Consider the following 19363-nt stretch of genomic DNA (forward strand, 5'->3'; position numbering starts at 1 on the left):
CCGGACCGGAGGCCGAGGCGGCGGCGATGAGGGAGGGTCAGATGACCATGGACGGATCCGCGTCGAGTCCGGTGCTCGATGCTCTCATCGGGTCGCCGCCGGAGATCACTCTCCGGTCCGGGAGCGCCACCGACGCGGCGGCCTCCGTCGTCGCCGTCGTGCTGGCGGCGGGGGAGGGCGAGCCGGTCCTCGAGGCGGCCGCCCGGCGGGTGGGCGCCGATCTCGGTGTGGACCTCGACCGACTCGTCGAGACCGAGTCCCTGCGCGGTGACGCCGGGTCCGTGCTGGTCGTCCCGCTCACCGGCGCGGAGCGTTCGATCACCAGGCTGCTCGTGGTGGGAGTCGGCGCCGGCCAGCCGGGGGACTGGCGGGCCGCCGGCGCCGCAGTGGCGCGCCGGGCCGGCGCGGCGGCGCGGCTCGCGGTGATCGCGCAGCCCGCGCCGGTCGGACTGCGGGCGTTCGCCGAGGGAGTCGCCCTCGGTTCCTACCGCGTCTCCGGGCTGTTGGAACGGGCCGGTCAGCCCGGCCGTCCCGCGGGCGGTGGCGCGGACGCCCGGACCCTGCCCGGGGCCGGAGCCGAGGCGCCCGGTCGCGACGCGCTGAACGTCAACGAGATCACGGTGGACGATGCCGGCCTCGACGGCGTCGACGCCGCCGGTCCTGCCGTGGACGCGGGCGGCGGGGCGTCGGCGCCCGCCGGCGGGTCGCTGCGCGAGGTGGTGGTCGTCACCGACCTCGCGGCGGATCCCGCGGCGCTCGCCGCGTTGCGGGCGGCCCGCGCCGTGGCCTTCGGGGTGTACATCGCCCGTGATCTGGTGAACACGCCGAGCCTGGTGAAGTCGCCGGAATGGCTCGCCGACCGGGCCGTGCGCATCGCGACCGCGGCCGGCCTCACCGCGACGGTGCTCGGCCCGCGGGAACTGGCCGAGCAGGGCTTCGGCGGGCTGCGGGCCGTGGGCCGGGGTTCGCCGCGCCCGCCGCGGCTGGTCCGGATCGAGTACGACGGGGCTGGTGCCGCCCGCCATCGCGTTCTCGTCGGCAAGGGCATCACGTTCGACTCGGGCGGCCTCTCGCTCAAGCCGGCCGTGTCGATGATCGGGATGAAGACCGACATGTCCGGCGCGGCCGCGGTCCTGGGGACGATGACCGCGCTGCCGGCGCTCGGCGTGCCCGGTCGGGTGACCGGTCTGCTCTGCATCGCGGAGAACATGATCGGCGGCAACGCCATGCGCCCCGGCGACGTCATCACCTGCTGGGGCGGCACGACGGTCGAGGTGCTCAACACCGACGCCGAGGGGCGCCTGGTCCTCGCAGACGGCCTCGCCTACGCGGCGGGCGAGCTCGGCGCCGACGTCGTCGTCGATCTGGCCACCCTCACCGGGGCGATCGCCGTCGCGCTCGGCCGGCGCACCGCGGGCCTGTTCAGCTCCGACGACGATCTCGCCGCGGAGCTGGCCACCGCGGCCGAGTCCGCCGGGGAGCGGGTGTGGCGGCTGCCGCTCACCGAGGACTACCGGCCGGCGATCGACTCGCCGGTCGCGGACCTGGCCAACATCGGCCGGGCGCTGGACGTCGGCGGCGGGTCCATCACCGCCGCGCTGTTCCTGCGCGAGTTCGCCGGGAAGCTGCCGTGGGCCCATCTCGACATCGCCGGCACGGCGCGGTCCGACTCCGACGACGGCGAGATCAGCCGTGGCGGCACGGGCTGGGGGGTCCGTACCCTGCTGCGCTGGTTGGCCGCGGACGCCACGTCGCCGGCGGACGTGATCACACCGACGCAGGCGGAGGCGTCAGCCCAGGTCGGGTAGCGACCGGTACCCGCGGGGCGGGGCGGCGCGGGGCGGGGCGGCGCGGGGCGGGGCGGCGCGGGGCGCCGGTCAGGAGGCCGCCCCGGCCGAGCTCAGGCTGGTGAGCTGGCGGCGGGCCCAGCGCAGGCTGTCGTGCTCGTCCATCACCGCGGGCCAGCCCGCCAGCGCCGCCTCGACCGCCTCGCGGTCCGCCACCGCGAGGACCTCGACCCGCAGCTCGTCGATGTCCGCCTGGTCGACGCGGAGCTGGTCGAGGTAGCGGGCGAGAATCCCGCCGGGGTGCGGCTCGCGGACCGAGTAGATCTCCCGGGTGTCCTCGACCCAGCTCAGCCGGTAGGTGCTGTGGATGTCATGGTGGTCGGTCCACCCGTCCCCGAAGGGGACCTCGGTGGAGGCCTGCCGCCGCGGCTGCTCGCCGTAGAACTCCCGGATGTTCATGAAGCATCCTTCCCCGCGGGACGGACCCGCGTAAACGGCCGGACGCCGGTCGGCGGCTGGCCCCGCCCGGCCATGGCCAGCCTCGCCGGCCCCGCCAGCCCGGCCCCGCCAGCCCGGCCCGGGGTGGTCGGTCGCTCAGGAGGCCAGCCGCTGCAGCGCCGTCTCGTAGCCCTTCGCCTGCCCGTCGGTCAGCACCAGGGAGACGCGGAGGACCACGCCGCCCCGCACGTAGACGTACTCTGTGACCAGTGGATTGTCCTCGGTGACGGTGAGGAGCCGGGCGGCCCGCCGCTGAGCGGCCGCCGCGTCGTGGAACGCCTCGACGGCGCCGCCGCGCTCGATCGCCCCCGCCGGCGCCCCCGCCACCTCGTTCGAGCCCACCCGGGAGTCGCTGAACGCGATCCGGCTGGAGTAGCCGCCCGCCGTGCCCAGGAGCCGGTCGGGGTCGGTGGCGGCGGTGTAGACGATGGTCGTGTGCAACGGCAGGCCGGCCTCGGCCAGCCTGATCGCGACCTGCTCGGCGGTGAGGCTCGTCAGGAGGCCGCCGGCACCGCCCTGGGCTGGGCCGGCCGTGCCGGTCGCGGTGGGGATTCCCGGAGTGCCGGCCGCCCCCGGGCTCGCCGCGGGTGGCATCGCCGGACCCGGACTCGCGGTCGGCGCCGTACGCGTCCGGTGCGCCGGTCCCACCATCCGGTTCAGCGCGTACCCGGCGGCGCCGGCCAGGATGGCCACGACCAGCACGATCGCGACGTAGGGCAGTAGGCCGTCCCGCGCGGCGGCGCCGGGCGGCCCGGCATCCCGCTCGTCGGCCCCGCCGCGAGGATCGGCCCCTGCGCGCGTGCGGTAGCCCGTGCCGCCGGCGAGACCAGCCCCGCCGCCGTCATAGCTCCCGCGGCCGATGTAGGCCCCGCGGGCGGCGCGGTCGGCGCCCTCGCGGCGGTTCGTGTGGATGCCGGGGTCGGTGTGCTCATCGTGGACGGGGCGGCTACCGCGACCGTTCTGGCTACCGCGACCGTTCTGGCTACCGCGACCGTTCTGGCTACCGCGACCGTTCTGGCTACCGCGGTCGTTCTGGCTACCGCGGTCGGCATGGCTCTCGCGACCACCCTGGGCGGCGCGATCGTCCCGGGTGCCGCGATCGACCGGGGTGCCGCGATCGACCGGGGTGCCGCGATCGCCGTAGCCCCCGCGGCCGGCGTACTCATCGGGACCGTCGTACCGGCCGCGGCCGTCTTGGTCTCCGCGGCCGTCGTGGTTTCCGCGGCCGTCGTAGGGATCGCGCCCGTTGTCGGGATCACGGGGGTAGGGGGCGCGGCCGGCATGGCCGTCGCGGTTGTCGTAGCCCCGGTTGCCGTAGCCCCCGCGGTCGTCGTAGCGGCGGCGGTCGTCAAAGGAGGCGGCCCTGGGGTCCTCGTAGCCCCCGCCGCCGTCGTAGCCCCCGCCGCCGTCGTGGCCGCCGTGATCCTGGTATCCGCCGGGGCCGTCGTAGCCTCGGCGATCCCCGCGGGCACTGGTGTCCGGGTAGGCGCCCGAACGGGCCCGATCGGCGCGAGTGGCGTGGGCACCGCGATCGGCGTGGGTATCGCGACCATCGCCCTCGTACCCGCCGAAGTCGTCGTAGCGCCGGTACTCCCGGGCCGCCGGTGCCATCCACTCCCCAAGGCGTCGAAATGTCACGCTTGAGGGCACCTTACGCGCCGAGCGGGTCGGGCCCTCGGCGCAACGCGGTGGCGGGCGGGTTCGGGCCAGTCACGGCACCGGGCCTGGGCGCCGCGTCCGGGCAAGACTGCTGCCAGGACGGTCGACCGGCCGGAGGATGACCCTTACGGGCTACCCCGGGCTACCCCCGCAGGTCCTAACCGACAGGTGAGGACTTGGCGACCACTGCAACCAGCAGGCCGCCGCCGGTGGTGAGGAGCATCTGGGTGAGCCGGACGTCATCGCGCACGGCGGTGGCGAGCTCGCGGACGGCAACCGCGTCCGGGCCGCGGGCGCCGGGGTCGGCCGCCTGGCCCTCGGCCAGCACGCCCGCGAACACGACCACTCCACCCGGGCGGAGCAGGCGCAGCGCCTGCGTGAGGTACTCGGTGCCCTCTCGGCGGTCGGCGTCGCAGAACACCAGGTCGTAGGCGCCATCGGTGAGGCGCGGGAGGACGTCGAGGGCGCGGCCCGTGATGAGCCGGCTGCGGCCCGGCGCCATCCCGGCGTCGGCGTAGGTGCGGCGCGCCAGCCGGAGGTGCTCGGCCTCGACGTCGATGGTGGTTAGGGTTCCATCGGGCCGCATCCCGCGCAGCAGCCAGGTACCGGAGACCCCGGTACCGGTGCCGATCTCGACAACCGCGCGGGCGCTCACGGCGGCGGCGAGGAAACGCAGGACCGCGCCGGCACCCGGGCTGACCGGGACGATCCCGACCTCCTCGGCGCGGGCGCGGGCAGCACGAAGGATCGGGTCTTCCAGCAGGAAGCCCTCGGCGTAGGCGGCGGCGGAGTCAAGCTCGCCGATGTCGGTGTCCGGCATGACACCCGCAGCCTACGGGAACGGGAGAGCATAGAGGCGCGTTCATCTGGTCAACGCGCATCGTGTCGAGGAACGAGGGGAGAAACATCGGTGTCCGCAGCGGGATTCGCCGCTCCCTGGCCGGCTCGTCGGGTACGTTCGACGCGAACCGACCGAGAGGCGGCCGTGGCTGCACAGGACTCCGGGGCGGGTTCCGACGCCGCCGGCGCCGCCGCCACCTCAGATGCTTCCGGTTGGGTGCCTCCGTCCTGGGAGGACGTGGTCCGCGAGCACGGCAACCGGGTCTATCGGCTCGCCTACCGTCTCACCGGCAACGCCCACGACGCCGAGGACCTCACGCAGGACGTTTTCGTGCGCGTGTTCCGGTCCCTGGCGGACTACACGCCCGGCACCTTCGAGGGCTGGCTGCACCGGATCACGACCAACCTTTTCCTCGATCGCATGCGCCGGCAACAGAAGATCCGGTTCGACGCGCTGCCCGAGGACACCGAGCGGCTGGCCGGGCGCGAGGCCAGCCCCGAGGCGGTCTACGCCGAGGCTCACCTCGACGCCGACGTCGAGGCGGCGCTCGCGGCGCTGCCACCCGACTTTCGGGCCGCTGTGGTGCTGTGCGATATCGAACAGCTCTCCTACGAGGAGATCGCCCAGACACTCGGTGTGAAGCTCGGCACGGTCCGCAGCCGGATCTCGCGCGGACGGGCGATGCTGCGGTCGGCGCTGGCGGACCGGGCGCCCCGCACCGCCGACGGCGCCGTGCTGGCCGCCGCCGAGGACGCGGAGGACGTCTACGCCAGTCCCGCGGCCCTGGCCGGCCGAGCCGATGCGCCCGGTGTCGCCGATGCCAATCATGATCAACTGGCCGCCTCGCCCGCCTCGCGACGAAGCCGCGACGACGGGCGTGGCAGGGGCGGGCGGCGGCGTGGAGCCGTCCCCGCCGGAGGCAAGGGTGGTGCTCCCGCGGAGCGGCCCGCGTGACCGAGCATCTCGGCGACCGGGTCTCGCCCCTCATCGATCATCAGCTTGATCACGATGCGCGGGACCGTGCGCTCGCGCATCTCGCCGGCTGCGCGGACTGCCAGCGTGAGGTGGTGGCGCTCCGCCAGGTGAAGGCCCGGTTGGTCGCGCTCGGCGATCCGGCGCTGCCGGACGACGTCGCCGCCCGGCTGCTGCGCATCGGCGCGGGCGAGCCGCGGCCGAATCGCACCGTGGTCGATCACCGTCCCTTGCCCTCGTCGCCGTCCAGGCGTGCGCCCAGCCGACCCGATGCCACCGGCCACGGCCGGTCTGCGGCACAGCCGTCCGATCGGGTGGCGTCCGATCGGGTGGCGTCCCGGCGCAGATCGCGCCGCGGATCCACTGAGCTGCCCGGCAGGACGAGGCCTGGATCCCGGGCCGCGCGGCCGGACGCCGGGCGTCGGCAGGGGGCTCGCCCGGGTGGATCGCGTGATCGGCTTCGTCGGCGGCCGTCGCCACCCCCGCGGCCCGGCCTGGGCCGCTCGAGCATGCGTCGGACCCTGCTCGGTTCCGCCGCGCTGCTGATGCTCGCCGTCACCGGCGCCGCCGTCTCGGACGGTCGGGGCAACGCCCGTCCAGCCGGTCCCATCGCCGTGCCGACCGTTTCCTCCGTGGTTGCCCCAGGCTCCCCGGCCGGTGGCTCCCTGCGCCTGATCCCCATGTTCGCGCCGATGAAGGTTTCGTTGCGCCGTTGACGTGGCGTTCCCGGACGTCCGCCGTTGACGAGTACTGAACGTCGCGGAAACATTTGCTTACCCACCGGGCCCGTGTCGGCCGCGTCCGTGCTGCCCCCGTGTTCCCTTCCGGGGGTGCCCGCACGTGGCGGTCATCGCGCGGAGCAGCGGAGACCGACGGCGCTTTCACCCCCGTCAGGGTGGCGGGAGGATGCTACTGACCGATACCTGAAAAGTCTTTTTTCGGCTGTTCAGCAGGAGAGGTCTCCTCTGCTCTGATGTGAGGCTTTACCGTGTTACCCGCTCGGAGTCGTTGCGCGGGGCCTCCCAGGACGGAACCGGTTGCCGGTGTTCCGCCGTGTCGCGCGACGAGCGAGTCGGGAGGTCGTGGTGGACGGCAACGACGACAAGGCGGCGATCGCCAGCATGGAGCCGGTTGACACGCCGAACAGGCCGCGGCGCCTCGAACGGTCATCCGTGGTCATCGATCCGTCCGCCATGCCCGGGTGTGGCGGGACCGAACCGACCGGGGAGCCGCAGCCCGCCGGGCGACACTCCGGTGCCGGCGAGCCGGCCGGCCGTCCGGCACGCACTGACCTCGCGCCCACCGACCTCGCGCCCACCGCAACATCGGGGCCGGCCGGGTCGGCCGCCGGCCGGCCCGTCGCCGGTGATGCCGATGCCGCCAGCCCCACCGATCCGGCTGCTCCGGCTGCTCCGGCCAGGTCCGCCCTTTCGGCCAGGTCCGCGGCTCCGGCCGGTCCCGCGGCTCCGGCCACCTCTGGCGGTCCCGCCGGTGCCGCTGTTTCTGCCGGTGCCGCTGGGACCGCTGTGCGGACCGGCGGTTCGGCTCTGGTCGAGCGGGGCATGGATCGGCGGTCGGCCGGCCCCGGCGTCCGGGACGAGACGACCATCCCGTCGACCTCGGCGGCGATGCCCGCCAGCCCGCCGCCCCGGAGCTTCAACGGCGCGGTTCGGGCTGCCTGGCCCCCCTCCACCGATCCTCGGCCCGGCGCTCCGTCGGCCGCGGGAGAGCCGGTCATCCGGTCCGAGGTATCTCCGCCCGCGGTGCCATCGCCTGCAGCACCTCCCTCTGCAACGCTTCCCTCTGAGGTGCCTGCGCCCGGGGTTGTCCGGCCCGACCTGGCCGCCCGGAACGGCAGGCCGGCGGCGTCTTCCGAACCCGCGGCGGGTGCTCCCGCGGCGGGGCGGTCCGGGTTGCGCGCCGGGGCCACCCTCCCGCGAACCCAGGCCGCCGGACTGGGCTCCCAGACAGGTTCCAGCCCGTCCACCCACGCCGTCCCGGAGCCGCCCGTGCGCGCGATGCCGACCTCGGGAGCCCGGCGGTCCGCACCGCCGGCGGCGACCGTCCCGGCCCAGGACACCTTGCCGACTCAGGGCACCTTGCCGACTCAGGGCACCTTGCCGACTCAGGGCACCTTGCCGACTCAGGGCACCCTGCCGACTCAGGGCACCCTGCCGACTCAGGGGACCACGCCGGCCCACGGGATCGTGCCGACGCCGGGGACCACACCGACGCCGGGGGCTGCGCCGGCGCGTCGAGCGGCGCCGGCTGGGGATCGTGAGCCCGCAGGGCGCGTCGAGCGCGCGCGTGCGGCCGGGACGTCCGACGGCGTCACGTCGGCCGACGGCTCCGCGCCGTCGGCGTCCGACGGCGTGCTGCCCACGTGGGACGACGCCGGGCTGCGGGCGAGCGCTACCGGCGCGACCGACGGGCTCGAGGTGTTCGACGACGTGCACACCAAGGGCGCAGTGAGTCCGCGTTCGGAGTCGGCCGGGCCGGAAGCGGCCCACCAGGACCGGGCGGCTCCGGCGCCGGCAGCGCGTCCCGCGGCCCGCCGGCCTCCGGTGCCGCCGCCCGGTGAGGGTGGGCAGCGTCCGTCGACCGGCGCCCGGCACGGACGGCACTCCGGCCGTGGCACCGGCGGCCCTGGTGCCACGGTGGCCACGCCGGACGGTGCGGACCGCGTCACCCGGGTCGGCGGCCGGACCTGGAGCCTGCGTGCCGGTGCCGAGCGTGCCGGTGCTGAGCGTGCCGGAGCCCAACGCGGTGGAGTCGTCCACGAGGATGCCGCTGACCTTCGCGGCGAGCCCATCGGCGACTCGCCGGCCGCGAGCAGGGTGGAGCGGCCGGCGATGTCGACATCGGCGACTGCGGGTAGCCGGCCGCCCACCGGACAGGCCGCAGGGATCTTTACCGCTGTCGCCGGGTCGCAGTCGGTCACGGGAACCCGCGACGGGTCGGCGGCGACCGGCGCCCGCGGGCAGGGTGCTGGCCGGGCCACCGAAGCCAGGCCGGCTCCGAGTGGACGCGCCGGGTCGGGGGTGAGTGTCGCGCCGGCGCGGGAGTCCCGCCGGGGAGCCGGATCGGTGACGGCCCTGCGGCCCGCTCGGCGCGTCGGGATCGCCGGTCCCGGTGGGGAGGCGAAGCCGGATCCGCGAGGCGGCGGTGACGGCGATGACGAGCGCGATGCCGGCTCCGCGTACCCCGCGTCCCCGGCGCCACGGTCGGCGCCGGGCGGCGGCGCGGGGCTGGGGGGTGCCCCGGTCGTCCTCGGCCGGCGGGTACTGCTGGCGTGTGTGCTGGTCGCGGGGCTGCTGGGCGGTGCGATCAGCGGCTTGGCGGTCGCCATCACCACGGGCGACACCAGCGTCCAACCGGTGAAGACGCTCGCCGTCGGCAACCCGGCTCCCGTCACCGACCGCCGCACGGTCGCCGCGATCGCCGCGGCCGCGCTGCCCACCGTGGTGACGGTCGACGTCGGCGGGGTGGGCGACGACGGCAGCGGCGGCACCGGCTCCGGAGTGATCATCAGTTCCGACGGCTTCATCCTCACGAACAACCATGTCATCGCGTCCGCGGTCGCCAGCGGCAGCCCGATCTCGGTGCGTCGCTACCAGGAGTTCGGTCAGATCCAGGCCCAGCTCGTCGGGCGAGACCCGCAGACCGACCTCGCCGTGCTGCGCATTCCCGCCCCGACGCCGCTGCCCGCCGCCACGCTGGGCCAGTCCGGTTCCCTCGTGGTCGGGGCGCCGGTCGTCGCCATCGGGGCGCCGCTGGGCCTGTCCGGGACGGTGACGACCGGCGTCGTCAGCGCCCTGGATCGCAATCCGACCGTGCCGGCCGAGAACGGCAGCGCTCCCACGGTCCTCATCGGCGCGATCCAGATCGACGCGGCGATCAACCCGGGGAACTCCGGTGGCCCCCTGCTCGACGCGCTCGGGCAGGTCGTCGGGATCAACGCGGCGATCGCGGCGGTCCCCGGCCACGAGGAGCAGACCCAGAGCGGCAGCATCGGCGTGGGCTTCGCCATCCCGGTGGATTTCGCGCGCTCCGTCGCCCAGGAGCTCATCGCGACCGGTCGAGCCACCCATCCCTATGTCGGCGCCTCGGCCGCGACCGTCACCGCGGGTGAGGCGACGGCGACCGGCGGGGTGCCCGGCGCTCGGCTGGTCAGCCTCGTTCCCGACGGCCCCGTGGCCCGGGCTGGCCTGCGGGTCGGCGATGTCATCACCCGGATCGACGCGAACACGATCCGCGGGACGAACGATCTGCTCGTGGCGGCCCGGCTGCACCGGGTGGGCGACAAGGTCGCCGTCACCTACGTGCGCGGCGGCGTTACCGCAACCACCCAAATGACACTCCAGGAACAACAGAACTGAGTATTAGACATCCTTTCGTTGCCCAGGAGTTCCGCGCGGCATCATGGGGAGAGGTACGCTCAGCCGGTGTTCAACGGTGTCGGGTGGGGTGAAGTCGTCGTCCTGCTGCTGATCGGCCTGTTCGTCTTCGGCCCGGACAGGCTGCCCAAGGCGGCCCGGGACGCGGGGCGCATGCTCCGCCAGCTCCGGCAGATGGCCAACGGCATGCGCAATGATCTCCGGTCCGAGCTCGGCCCGGAATTCGCCGATCTCGACATCCGGGATCTGCATCCGAAGACCTTCGTCCGCAAGCACCTGTTCGAGGACGAGCCCCCGCTGCCGCCGTACCTGACGAAGCGGACCGCGCTGGACGCGCTGCTCCTCGGCGACGACACGCCCGCGACCCCGTCGCTGACGAAGTCCTCCCTGCCGAAGGACGCCTCCCGCGAGCCCGGCCGCCCCGCCGCCGACATTCCCGCGCCGCCGGCCCCGTCGACGCCCGCGCTGCTGTCGAAGTCGTCGTCCCCCAAGGCGACCGCCTCCCGCGCCGTCCCGCCCCAGCCCACCGCCCAGCCGGACGCCGCCCCCTTCGACCCCGACGCCACCTGAGCCGACTCTCCCCGCGGCCGACTAGGTCGCGTATGTGGTTGTGATCAGGCGTCGTGGTGGTGCCACCTGACCCCCGACAATCGAGGCATGGTCGTGGGGAACGTGTGGTCATGGGCGTCGGGGTTGTCCTGACGTCGGGCTGGCCTCCGACGGCGCCGACGCGGTTCCGCGGAACCGACGGGACCGTGCCAAGCCTTCGCGGTGGCAGGTTATGCCGCGGGCACAGGTCCGCGGACGCGACGATCATCCAGGTTGGATGGCGGGAGGCGGCGCATTGCGGTACGGAATGTACGTTCTGTGGGCCCAGACCGTACACAGCGCACCGCAACGCGGCCGCGGTGGGGCCCACCCTTGATCATCTGAGCCGCGTCGACGGACTACGTCGGGAGTCGTGGACTGGGGCTCGATCGTTCCAGGCAGGAGCGAGGCGGCAGCAGGACGCCCGCGGGCGGCCGGGGCCGGTGGTGTCACCGGGGGGCCGGGCGCCCGCGGGCGTGGGCCGTGCTTCGGGGATGCGCTCAGCGACCGGCGGGGGTGAGGTTGAGGCTGCGGCCGGCGAGGCCGCGGGAGCGGTAGGTGAGGCGGTCGGCCACGGCGCGCAGGGCCTTGCTGGCCTCGGCGTCCGGCTCGGCGACGACGAGGGGGAGGCCGTTGTCGCCGCCCTCGCGCAGGCGGACGTCCACCGGGACCTGCGCGAGCAGGGGGACGTCGTGGCCGAGGACGCGGGTCAGTCGCTCGGCCACGGCGGCGCCGCCGCCGGAGCCGAAGACGTCGACACGCTCCCCGCAGTGCGGGCAGGGCAGCCAGGCCATGTTCTCGACCACGCCGACGACGTTCTGTCGGGTCTGCACGGCGATGGTGCCCGCGCGCTCGGCGACCTCGGTGGCGGCGAGCTGCGGGGTGGTGACCACCAGCAGCTCGGAGGAGGGCACGAGCTGGGCCAGGGAGATGGCGATGTCACCGGTGCCGGGCGGCAGGTCCAGCAGGAGGACGTCGAGGTCGCCCCAGAAGACGTCGGACAGGAACTGCTCAAGGGCGCGGTGCAGCATCGGCCCTCGCCAGGTCACCGGCTGGTTTCCGCGGGTGAACATGCCGGTGGAGATGACCCGGACGCCGTGCGCCTGGGGTGGCATGATCATCTTTTCGACCTGGGTGGGCGGCCGCTCGATGCCGAGCATCCGCGGTACGGAGTGGCCGTAGATGTCGGCGTCGAGCACGCCCACGGAGAGGCCCGATCGGGCCATCGCCGCGGCCAGGTTCACAGTGATCGAGGACTTGCCGACGCCGCCCTTGCCGCTGGCGACGCCATACACCCTGGTCATGGAGCCCGGTTGCGCGAACGGGATCACCTTGGGGGCGATGCCGCCGCGCAGCTTCGTGTGCAGGGCGGCGCGCTGCTCGTCCGTCATGACCTGCAGGTCGACGCGGACCTCGCGCACCCCCTCGACCGCGCTGACAGCACGGCTGACACGGTTGATGATCTCATCGCGCATCGGGCAGCCGGACACGGTGAGCAGCACCGTGATGTCAACCGAGCCGTCGTCGAGCACGTGGACCGACGAGACCATGTCCAGCTCCGTGATGGGGCGGCCGATCTCGGGATCGTGCACCGTCGCCAGAGCCGACTGGATCGCGTCGGAGGAAGGCCGGGATGGGGACAAGGGAAACCTCAGTCACTGATTGGCATCAGATGCGGCCCTCGGAGCCGCTGTTGGCTCCACGATAGCCCGCGGAAAGCTCGCCGGCGTTGGCCCGCCGGCCAGGTGTGAGCCACGGGTGCCAGGACCCGGATGAATCCGGTGGTACCGGTGGTTGTCGATCGATGTGGCCCGCCGGTTCTCGGGCCTGTCGGATACCCGACTCGAAACCGGGCCGATCGCCGTGACCTGGATTCTGGGACGCGCGGCGGCGCCCCAGGCCCGGCCGGGGCCGTGGCGGGCGAGCCGGTGGGGGCACGCTACGGCATAGGCTGATCGAGGCGGCAGCGGGAGGACGCGATGGCAGTCGAAGAGGTGATCGGCGCCAGCTCCGAGACCGACGCGGACTGGGTCGACGAGCGCGGCATGCGGGCCTGGCGGGGGCTGCTGCAGGCGCATGCGCACGTCACCAGGGTGCTCGAGGCCGAGCTGGAAGCCATCCACCACCTGCCGTTGGCCTCCTACGACGTGCTCGTCCAGCTCGCCGAGGCGCCGACCCACGAGCTGCGGATGAGCGAGCTGGCGCAGGCGGTGCTGCTGTCCCGCAGCGGGCTGACCCGGCTGGTCGATCGGCTGGAGCGCGAGGGGCTGGTCGCCCGGCGGACCTGTCCGTCCGACGCCCGCGGAACGCTCGCCACCCTGACGCCGCAGGGTCTCGACCGGCTTCGGGCCGCCTCCGGGACCCACCTGAAGGGGGTGGGACGGCACGTGCTGTCCCACTTCAGCCGGGCGGAGCAGGACCAGCTCGCCGAGCTGCTCGGGCGGCTCAGCCCGCGGCGCGACCGGGACGCCGGCGCCGGGGGGTGCGGCAAGGGCGTGTGAGCTCGGCCATATCATCCCTGCGGGTGCGGGTGCGGGTGCGGGTGCGGGTGCGGGTGCGGGTGCGGGTGCGGTCGGGTTCTGCGCGGTGGTCAGGTCGGGGATGGTCCGTGGATGGGCGCGGCGCCGGTGGCGGCGGCGACCAGGTGCTCGTAGGACTCCCGGCTGGTCGTCTCGGCGGCAAGGCCCTGCGGCTTGCTGCTGCCGTGGAAGTCGCTCGATCCCGTCACGATCAGGCCGAGGTCGGCGGCGAGTCCGCGCAGCCGGCGCCGTTCGTCGGCGTCATGGTCGGGATGGTCGACCTCGACCCCGCCGAGCCCCGCCCGGGCCATCTGCTCGATCACGTCGGGGCCGACCGTCGCCCCGCGCCGGCTGGCGAACGGGTGCGCGAACACGCTGACCCCGCCCGCGTCGCGGATCAGCCGCAGGGTCTGCCAGACGTCCGGCTGCTCCTTGCCTACCCAGTACGGGCCCCCGGTGCCGATCCATTCCCGGGTGAAGGCCGCCGCCACCGTCGGCACCAGCCCGGCCTCGACCATCGCCGCGGCGATGTGCGGGCGGCCCACCGTCCCGGCGGCGAGCTGCGCCACCCGTTCCCAGCGGATCGGGTGCCCGTCGGCGGCCAGCCGGTCGGCCATCCGGCGGGCGCGGACGGCCCGGTGCTCGCGGACCCGGGCGCGTACCGCGGCGAAGGCGGGCTCGGCCGCGTCGAACAGGTAGGCCAGCACGTGCAGGGAGATCGACCCACCGGGCACATCGACGGAACAGGAGATCTCCGCGCCCGGCACGAGGGTGAGGCCGCCGGGCAGTGCCGCGGCGGCGCGCCCGAGGCCCGCGGTGGTGTCGTGGTCGGTCAGCGCGATGACCGACAGACCCGCCTCGGCGGCGAGGCGGACGAGATCCTCCGGGGAGACCAGGCCGTCCGACGCGGTGGAGTGGGTGTGCAGGTCGATGGTCACCCGCCCATGCTGTCAGTTCACACCCGCCCGCCGCACCGCGTCGAGGCCCGGCCGGCCGAGCGTCACGGTCGCCCGGAGGTTCGGGTGTCTACAGGTCGAGGCCGGTGAGGACCAGGACGCGCTCCTCGGTGAGGTCGGTCATGGCCGCGCGGACGCCCTCCCGGCCGATGCCGGAGCCCTTCGTGCCGCCGTAGGGCATCTGGTCGGCGCGGTAGGAGGGGACGTCGCCGATGACGACCCCGCCGACGGCGAGCTCGCGGTGGGCGCGGAACGCGGTGGTCAGGTCGTGGGTGAACACGCCGGTCTGCAGGCCGAACTCGCTGTCGTTGACCCGGGCGAGGCCCTCGTCCAGACCGTCCACCGCGGACACGACGACCACCGGCCCGAAGACCTCCTCGCGCACGACCCGGGCGTCGGCGGGGACGTCGCTGAGCACGGTCGGGGCGACGCTCGCGCCGGTGCGCGTGCCGCCGCAGACGAGCGTGCCGCCGGCGGCGACGGCCTCGGCGATCCACTCCTCGACGCGGCGCGCCGCGGCCTCGTCGATGAGCGGGCCGACGTCGGTGGCCGGGTCGGTCGGGTCGCCGCCGCGCAGCGCCCGCACCGCGGTCACGATCTCACGCAGCAGCTCGTCGTAGACGGACCGGTCGGCGTAGACGCGCTGCACGGCGATGCAGGACTGGCCGGCCTGGTAGTTGGCGAACAGGGCGATGCGCCCGGCCGCCCGGGCGAGGTCGCCGGGCGCCGCGTAGTCGGCGGTCACCAGCACGGCGCCGTTGCCGCCGAGCTCGAGCACCACGTGCTTGCGGGGCACCGCGTCGCGGATCGACCAGCCGACCGGGCCGGAGCCGGTGAAGGAGACCACCGGCAGGCGCGGGTCCGTGACGAGGGCGGTGACCTCGCTGTTCGGGACGGGCAGGACCGACCAGGACCCCTCGGGCAGGTCGGTCTCGGCGAGCAGATCACCGAGGAACAGCGCGGACAGCGGCGTGCGAGGGGCGGGCTTGACGATGATCGGGGCGCCGACTGCCAGCGCCGGCGCGACCTTGTGTGCCACCAGGTTCAGCGGGAAGTTGAACGGGGTGATCCCCAGCACGGGCCCGCGCGGGAAGCGCCGGCTCAGCGCCAGGCGCCCCTCCCCGGTCGGGTCCGTGTCCAGCCGGGTCAGCTCGCCGGTGAAGCGGCGGGCCTCCTCCGCACCCCAGCGAAACGTCGAGCTCGCCCGGGCCACCTCGGCCCGAGCCCAGGTCAGCGGCTTGCCGCTCTCCGCGGTGATGAGCCGGGCGAGCTCGTCGCCGCGCCGTGCAATCTCCCTGGACACGTGCGCCAGCGCCGAGGCACGCACGTGCGCCGGCAGCGCCGAGAACCGCGGGGCGACCTCGGCGGCGGCCGCGACGGCGTGCTCGACCTGGTCGGCGTCGGGCTGCGCCACGGTGGCCACGAGGCCGTCGTCGAAGGGGTGGCGGACGTCGATCGTCGCGGCCCCCTCGGCGCGGTTGCCCGCCAACCAGAACGAGGTGACGTCAGCCATCGCGATCTGCCCATGTCGTCGCCATCAACCGTCATCCTAGGCGCATCGCCGGCGTCCCAGCGGCGCCAACGCGCCCGGCCGGCCCATCGGCGTGCCGGCGCCCCGGTGGCGCTGAGCTGGGCGGACAGGCCGGCCCCGAGTCCGCGGTCGGGGGACGATGCCCAGGTGGACAGCGGCTGGGCGAGCAGGCGGGAGCCGATCACATGAATCCTCCGAACGTGCCGGCCCGCGGCGGCCCGGGGCTGCCCCAGGCCCGCCGCCTCGTCACCGAGATCCCCGGCCCCCGCTCGCGGGCGCTGGCCGCCCGCCGGGCCGGCGCGGTGGCCCGCGGGGTGGGGGAGACCCTGCCCGTGTACGTGCATGCGGCCGGCGGCGGGGTCGTCGTCGACGTCGACGGCAACTCGCTGATCGACTTCGGCTCGGGGATCGCCGTGGTCAGCGTCGGCAACGCCGCGGACGGCGTGGTCGAGGCGGTGCGCGAACAGGTCGGCCGGTTCACCCACACCTGCTTCATGATCACCCCTTACGAGGGGTACGTCGCGGTCTGCGAGGCGCTGAACCGGCTGACCCCCGGCGACCACGACAAGCGCACGGCGCTGTTCAACTCCGGGGCCGAGGCCGTCGAGAACGCCGTCAAGATCGCCCGCTCGGCGACCGGGCGCGACGCGATCGTCGTCTTCGAGCACGCCTACCACGGGCGGACGAACCTGACGCTGGCGATGACGGCGAAGTCGATGCCCTACAAGGCCGGTTTCGGGCCGTTCGCCCCCGAGGTGTACCGGGCGCCGCTGGCCTACCCCTACCGCTGGCCGACCGGCCCGGATCGCTGCGGCGAGCAGGCGGCGGCTCGGGTGATCGAACTCGTCCGGGACGAGATCGGCGCGGGCGAGGTGGCCGCGATGGTCATCGAGCCGATCCAGGGGGAGGGCGGGTTCATCGTCCCCGGCCGCGGTTTCCTGCCCCGCCTCGCCGAGTTCTGCGCGGACGCCGGCATCCTGTTCGTCGCCGACGAGATCCAGACCGGGTTCGCCCGCACCGGCACGATGTTCGCCTGCGAGGACGAGGGCGTCGTGCCGGACCTCATCACCACCGCGAAGGGCATCGCCGGGGGGATGCCGCTGGCGGCCGTCACCGGACGGGCCGAAATCATGGACGCCCCCCAGGTCGGTGGGCTCGGCGGCACGTACGGCGGCAACCCGGCAGCGTGCGCGGCGGCGCTCGCGGCGATCGGGTTCATCGAGTCCGCGGACCTCGCCGGGCGGGCGCGGCGCATCGGCGAGCTGGCGCTGCCCCGGCTGCGCGCCCTGGCGGCGCGGCACGACGTGATCGGGGACGTCCGCGGGCGGGGCGCGATGCTCGCCCTGGAACTCGTCCGCGGCGGTGGCGACACCGGCCCGGACAAGGAGCTGACGGCCGCCGTCGCGGCGGCCTGTCACCGCCGCGGCCTGATCGTGCTCACCGCCGGCACGTGGGGCAACGTGCTGCGGCTGCTGCCACCGCTGGTCATCGACCCCTCGCTGCTGCTCGCCGGTCTCGACGTCCTCGACGAGGCGTTCGCCGAGGTCGCCGCGGGCCGCTGAGGCCGGGTCGGCAGGCGCGCACGTCCCCGCCCAGGGACTCGCCGTCCCCCGTACCGCTCGGTCGCCGGCCCCTCGTGGGCCTGCTGCGGGCCTGTCGCGGACCCGTCGCCGGCCTTGTCGCCGGCTTGTCGTGCCCGGCGGTTCGGCACATCTGTGCTGGTGGGGCGGTTGCTCGTGGTACAGGACGGGAACAGCGATATCTGAACCGCCGAGGTCCGGCGGCTTCGTCCACCTACGCCTGGAGGCGCCCGGTGACCATCGCTGCCGCCTGCCCTCGTTGTCTCGGCCCGCTCCGCCCGCCCGACCTGTGGAGCAGCCAGTACCGCTGCGACGAGCACGGGGAGGTGAGCCCGTACCGGACTGCCGTCTCCTCCCGCGAGCAGGCGTTGCACGCCCTGGCCACGTCCTCGACTGTGCCCGTGTGGCTGCCCGAGCCCATGCCGGTGCACTGGTACGTCAGCGGAGTCGGCTGGGCCGGTGACGATCGCACCGGGCCACGGGCCACCGCGCTCGCCCTCGCCGGCCCCTGCCCGCTGGGCGGCCCGGCGGAGATGATCCTCGTCGCCGAGGCGCCCGGGGTGGGCCTCGGCGCCCGGCTCGCGGGCATCACCGGCCTCGACCCGCAGACGCTGCCGGGCGTGCCCGAGGCCAAGGTCGAGGCCGCCGGGCATCCCACCGCCATGTGGCCGCTGGCCGTCCCGTCCGACCGGGCCGCCTTCGTCGGGGAGGCCCGCGGGGTATGGCTGTGGCTGGTGCTCTGGCCGGCGGACGCGGCCCTGATCCTGCTGGAGCACCTGGTGCTGCGCGACGTGCGGGACGCCCCCGAGATCGGTGAACGGTCGTTCTTCGGCGCCGTCAGCGAGCATCTCACCGTCGCGCCGAGCGCGGTGCGGTGAGCGAGGTTCCCGCGGCCGTAGGCTGATCCGATCGGATCAGCCGGCGAAGGGATCGGGCAGCCATGACGGAACCGCCGCCACCGCCGGCGTTCTCCCCGCCGGCACCTTCACCGCCGATGTCCTCGGCGCCGGAGTCCTCGGCGCCGGCATCTTCCGCGCCGGCGCCGGCGGCTCCGACCGCCGCGGAGGTCGATCGGCGGCTGCTCACCGTGATCGTCAATCCGAGTGCGGGGCGCGGGCGGGCGCTGCGCCTGCTCGACGGCGTCCGCGCCGAGCTCGACCGGTGGGCCGCCGACGTCCGGGTCGCGCCCACCCGCGATCTTGCCCACGCCGGCCGGCTCGCCGCCGAGGCGACCGCGCAGGGCCGGGTGGTGGTGGCGCTCGGCGGGGACGGCCTGGCCGGGGCGGTCGCCGGGTCGGTGGCGCGGGCGGGTGGTCTGCTCGCCGTGCTGCCCGGCGGCCGCGGCAACGACTTCGCCCGCGGGCTGGGCCTGTCCGCCGACCCCCGCCGCGTCGCCGCCGAGCTCGCCGGGTTTCGGGAGCGGCGGGTCGACCTGCCCGAGGTCGCCGGCCGGCCGTACCTGGGGATCGCCAGTGTCGGTTTCGACTCCGACGTGCAGGTCATCGCCAATCGGACGCGCCTGCTGCGCGGGCGGCACGTCTACACCTACGCGGCGCTGCGGGCGGTGGCGGCCTGGCGGCCGGTGCGGTTCACGGTGACGGTCGACGGCGGCCCGCCCCGTACGCTGCACGGCTGGACGGTCGCCGCGGCCAACGCGGCGTACTACGGCGGTGGGATGCGCTTCGCCCCCGACGCCGACGTCGCCGACGGGCTGCTGGAGATCCTGCTGATCTCGCGGACGTCCCGGTTGACCTTCCTGGCGCTGTTCCCGCGGGTGTTCACCGGCGGGCACGTCCACACCCGCCACGTGCGGGTGCTGCGGGGGCGGCGGGTGCACATCAGCGCCGACCGGCCGTTCGCGGTGTACGCCGACGGCGATCCGCTGGCCGACCTGCCGGCCGAGATCGTCGTCCGCCCGGCCGCGCTGCGCCTGCTCGTCCCGCCCGGCTGATCGTGATCCGATTGCGGTGCGCTCTGCACGGTCTGAAGCCGCAGACCGGGCACATCGCGCCGCAGCGCGGATCTCGCGCCGGGA

The 19363-nt window shown here is 74.8% G+C and carries 15 protein-coding genes; 9 read left to right on the forward strand and 6 right to left on the reverse strand.

What is annotated here, in order from left to right:
* Positions 1-41 precede the first annotated feature (41 nt).
* Entirely contained in the window at positions 42-1808 is a 1767-nt protein-coding gene (locus AC5R91_RS23485; protein WP_495393483.1) for a leucyl aminopeptidase family protein, read from the forward strand.
* Between the two features lie 69 nt (positions 1809-1877).
* Here the strand turns inward: AC5R91_RS23485 and AC5R91_RS23490 are convergent, their stop codons facing one another.
* From AC5R91_RS23490 to AC5R91_RS23500, 3 genes are all read right to left on the reverse strand, one after another.
* Positions 1878-2246: a hypothetical protein gene (locus tag AC5R91_RS23490; RefSeq protein ID WP_495393484.1), complete on the reverse strand. Its 369-nt coding sequence runs from the start codon at positions 2244-2246 to the stop codon at positions 1878-1880.
* A 135-nt stretch (positions 2247-2381) separates the two neighbouring features.
* Positions 2382-3923: a hypothetical protein gene (locus AC5R91_RS23495; protein WP_495393485.1), complete on the reverse strand. Its 1542-nt coding sequence runs from the start codon at positions 3921-3923 to the stop codon at positions 2382-2384.
* 178 nt (positions 3924-4101) lie between these two features.
* Positions 4102-4764: an O-methyltransferase gene (locus AC5R91_RS23500; protein ID WP_009742078.1), complete on the reverse strand. Its 663-nt coding sequence runs from the start codon at positions 4762-4764 to the stop codon at positions 4102-4104.
* A 165-nt stretch (positions 4765-4929) separates the two neighbouring features.
* Here AC5R91_RS23500 and sigE point away from each other — a divergent pair, with 165 nt between their 5' ends.
* The 4 genes from sigE to tatB all read left to right on the forward strand — a co-directional run bounded on the left by sigE (position 4930) and on the right by tatB (position 10724).
* Positions 4930-5739 carry an RNA polymerase sigma factor SigE gene (gene sigE, locus AC5R91_RS23505; RefSeq protein ID WP_495393486.1) on the forward strand — a complete coding sequence of 270 codons (810 nt, stop codon included), beginning with the start codon at positions 4930-4932 and terminating at the stop codon, positions 5737-5739.
* Positions 5736-6473: an anti-sigma factor family protein gene (locus AC5R91_RS23510; protein ID WP_495393487.1), complete on the forward strand. Its 738-nt coding sequence runs from the start codon at positions 5736-5738 to the stop codon at positions 6471-6473. The genes sigE and AC5R91_RS23510 overlap by 4 nt, the downstream gene beginning before the upstream one ends.
* A 1419-nt stretch (positions 6474-7892) precedes the next feature.
* Complete coding sequence (locus tag AC5R91_RS23515) at positions 7893-10136, forward strand: S1C family serine protease (protein WP_495393488.1); 2244 nt, start codon at positions 7893-7895, stop codon at positions 10134-10136.
* A 66-nt stretch (positions 10137-10202) separates the two neighbouring features.
* The gene (gene tatB, locus AC5R91_RS23520; protein WP_495393489.1) at positions 10203-10724 is read left to right on the forward strand and encodes a Sec-independent protein translocase protein TatB; all 522 of its coding nucleotides are present in this window, start codon (positions 10203-10205) and stop codon (positions 10722-10724) included.
* Between the two features lie 518 nt (positions 10725-11242).
* On the opposite strand, the gene AC5R91_RS23525 is transcribed toward tatB, so the two are convergent.
* The gene (locus AC5R91_RS23525) at positions 11243-12385 is read right to left on the reverse strand and encodes an Mrp/NBP35 family ATP-binding protein (protein ID WP_495393490.1); all 1143 of its coding nucleotides are present in this window, start codon (positions 12383-12385) and stop codon (positions 11243-11245) included.
* A 336-nt stretch (positions 12386-12721) separates the two neighbouring features.
* Here AC5R91_RS23525 and AC5R91_RS23530 point away from each other — a divergent pair, with 336 nt between their 5' ends.
* Positions 12722-13243, forward strand: a complete 522-nt coding sequence (locus AC5R91_RS23530) for a MarR family winged helix-turn-helix transcriptional regulator (protein WP_495393491.1) — start codon at positions 12722-12724, stop codon at positions 13241-13243.
* A gap of 89 nt (positions 13244-13332) precedes the next feature.
* On the opposite strand, the gene AC5R91_RS23535 is transcribed toward AC5R91_RS23530, so the two are convergent.
* Both AC5R91_RS23535 and AC5R91_RS23540 read right to left on the reverse strand, forming a co-directional pair.
* Positions 13333-14199 (reverse strand): PHP domain-containing protein, encoded by an 867-nt coding sequence (locus AC5R91_RS23535; protein ID WP_495393492.1) that lies wholly within the window; start codon positions 14197-14199, stop codon positions 13333-13335.
* Positions 14200-14287: 88 nt separating this feature from the next.
* On the reverse strand, positions 14288-15730 hold the full coding sequence (locus AC5R91_RS23540; protein ID WP_495393493.1) for an aldehyde dehydrogenase family protein: 1443 nt from the start codon (positions 15728-15730) through the stop codon (positions 14288-14290).
* Between the two features lie 203 nt (positions 15731-15933).
* Here AC5R91_RS23540 and gabT point away from each other — a divergent pair, with 203 nt between their 5' ends.
* From gabT to AC5R91_RS23555, 3 genes are all read left to right on the forward strand, one after another.
* The gene (gabT, locus tag AC5R91_RS23545; protein ID WP_495393494.1) at positions 15934-17310 is read left to right on the forward strand and encodes a 4-aminobutyrate--2-oxoglutarate transaminase; all 1377 of its coding nucleotides are present in this window, start codon (positions 15934-15936) and stop codon (positions 17308-17310) included.
* A 251-nt stretch (positions 17311-17561) separates the two neighbouring features.
* Positions 17562-18206, forward strand: coding sequence for a DUF6758 family protein (locus AC5R91_RS23550; protein ID WP_495393495.1), 645 nt, complete (start codon positions 17562-17564; stop codon positions 18204-18206).
* Between the two features lie 62 nt (positions 18207-18268).
* Positions 18269-19279 carry a diacylglycerol/lipid kinase family protein gene (locus tag AC5R91_RS23555; RefSeq protein ID WP_495393496.1) on the forward strand — a complete coding sequence of 337 codons (1011 nt, stop codon included), beginning with the start codon at positions 18269-18271 and terminating at the stop codon, positions 19277-19279.
* Positions 19280-19363: the final 84 nt, after the last annotated feature.

It is taken from the genome of Frankia sp. BMG5.60, assembly GCF_059428125.1.

Excerpts from the sequence above, each read along its gene's own strand:
- AC5R91_RS23485 (WP_495393483.1), top strand. The coding sequence starts at position 42 with ATGACCATGGACGGATCCGCGTCGAGTCCGGTGCTCGATGCTCTCATC.
- AC5R91_RS23490 (WP_495393484.1), bottom strand. The coding sequence starts at position 2,246 with ATGAACATCCGGGAGTTCTACGGCGAGCAGCCGCGGCGGCAGGCCTCC.
- AC5R91_RS23500 (WP_009742078.1), bottom strand. The coding sequence starts at position 4,764 with ATGCCGGACACCGACATCGGCGAGCTTGACTCCGCCGCCGCCTACGCC.
- AC5R91_RS23530 (WP_495393491.1), top strand. The coding sequence starts at position 12,722 with ATGGCAGTCGAAGAGGTGATCGGCGCCAGCTCCGAGACCGACGCGGAC.
- AC5R91_RS23540 (WP_495393493.1), bottom strand. The coding sequence starts at position 15,730 with ATGGCTGACGTCACCTCGTTCTGGTTGGCGGGCAACCGCGCCGAGGGG.
- gabT (WP_495393494.1), top strand. The coding sequence starts at position 15,934 with ATGAATCCTCCGAACGTGCCGGCCCGCGGCGGCCCGGGGCTGCCCCAG.
- AC5R91_RS23555 (WP_495393496.1), top strand. The coding sequence starts at position 18,269 with ATGACGGAACCGCCGCCACCGCCGGCGTTCTCCCCGCCGGCACCTTCA.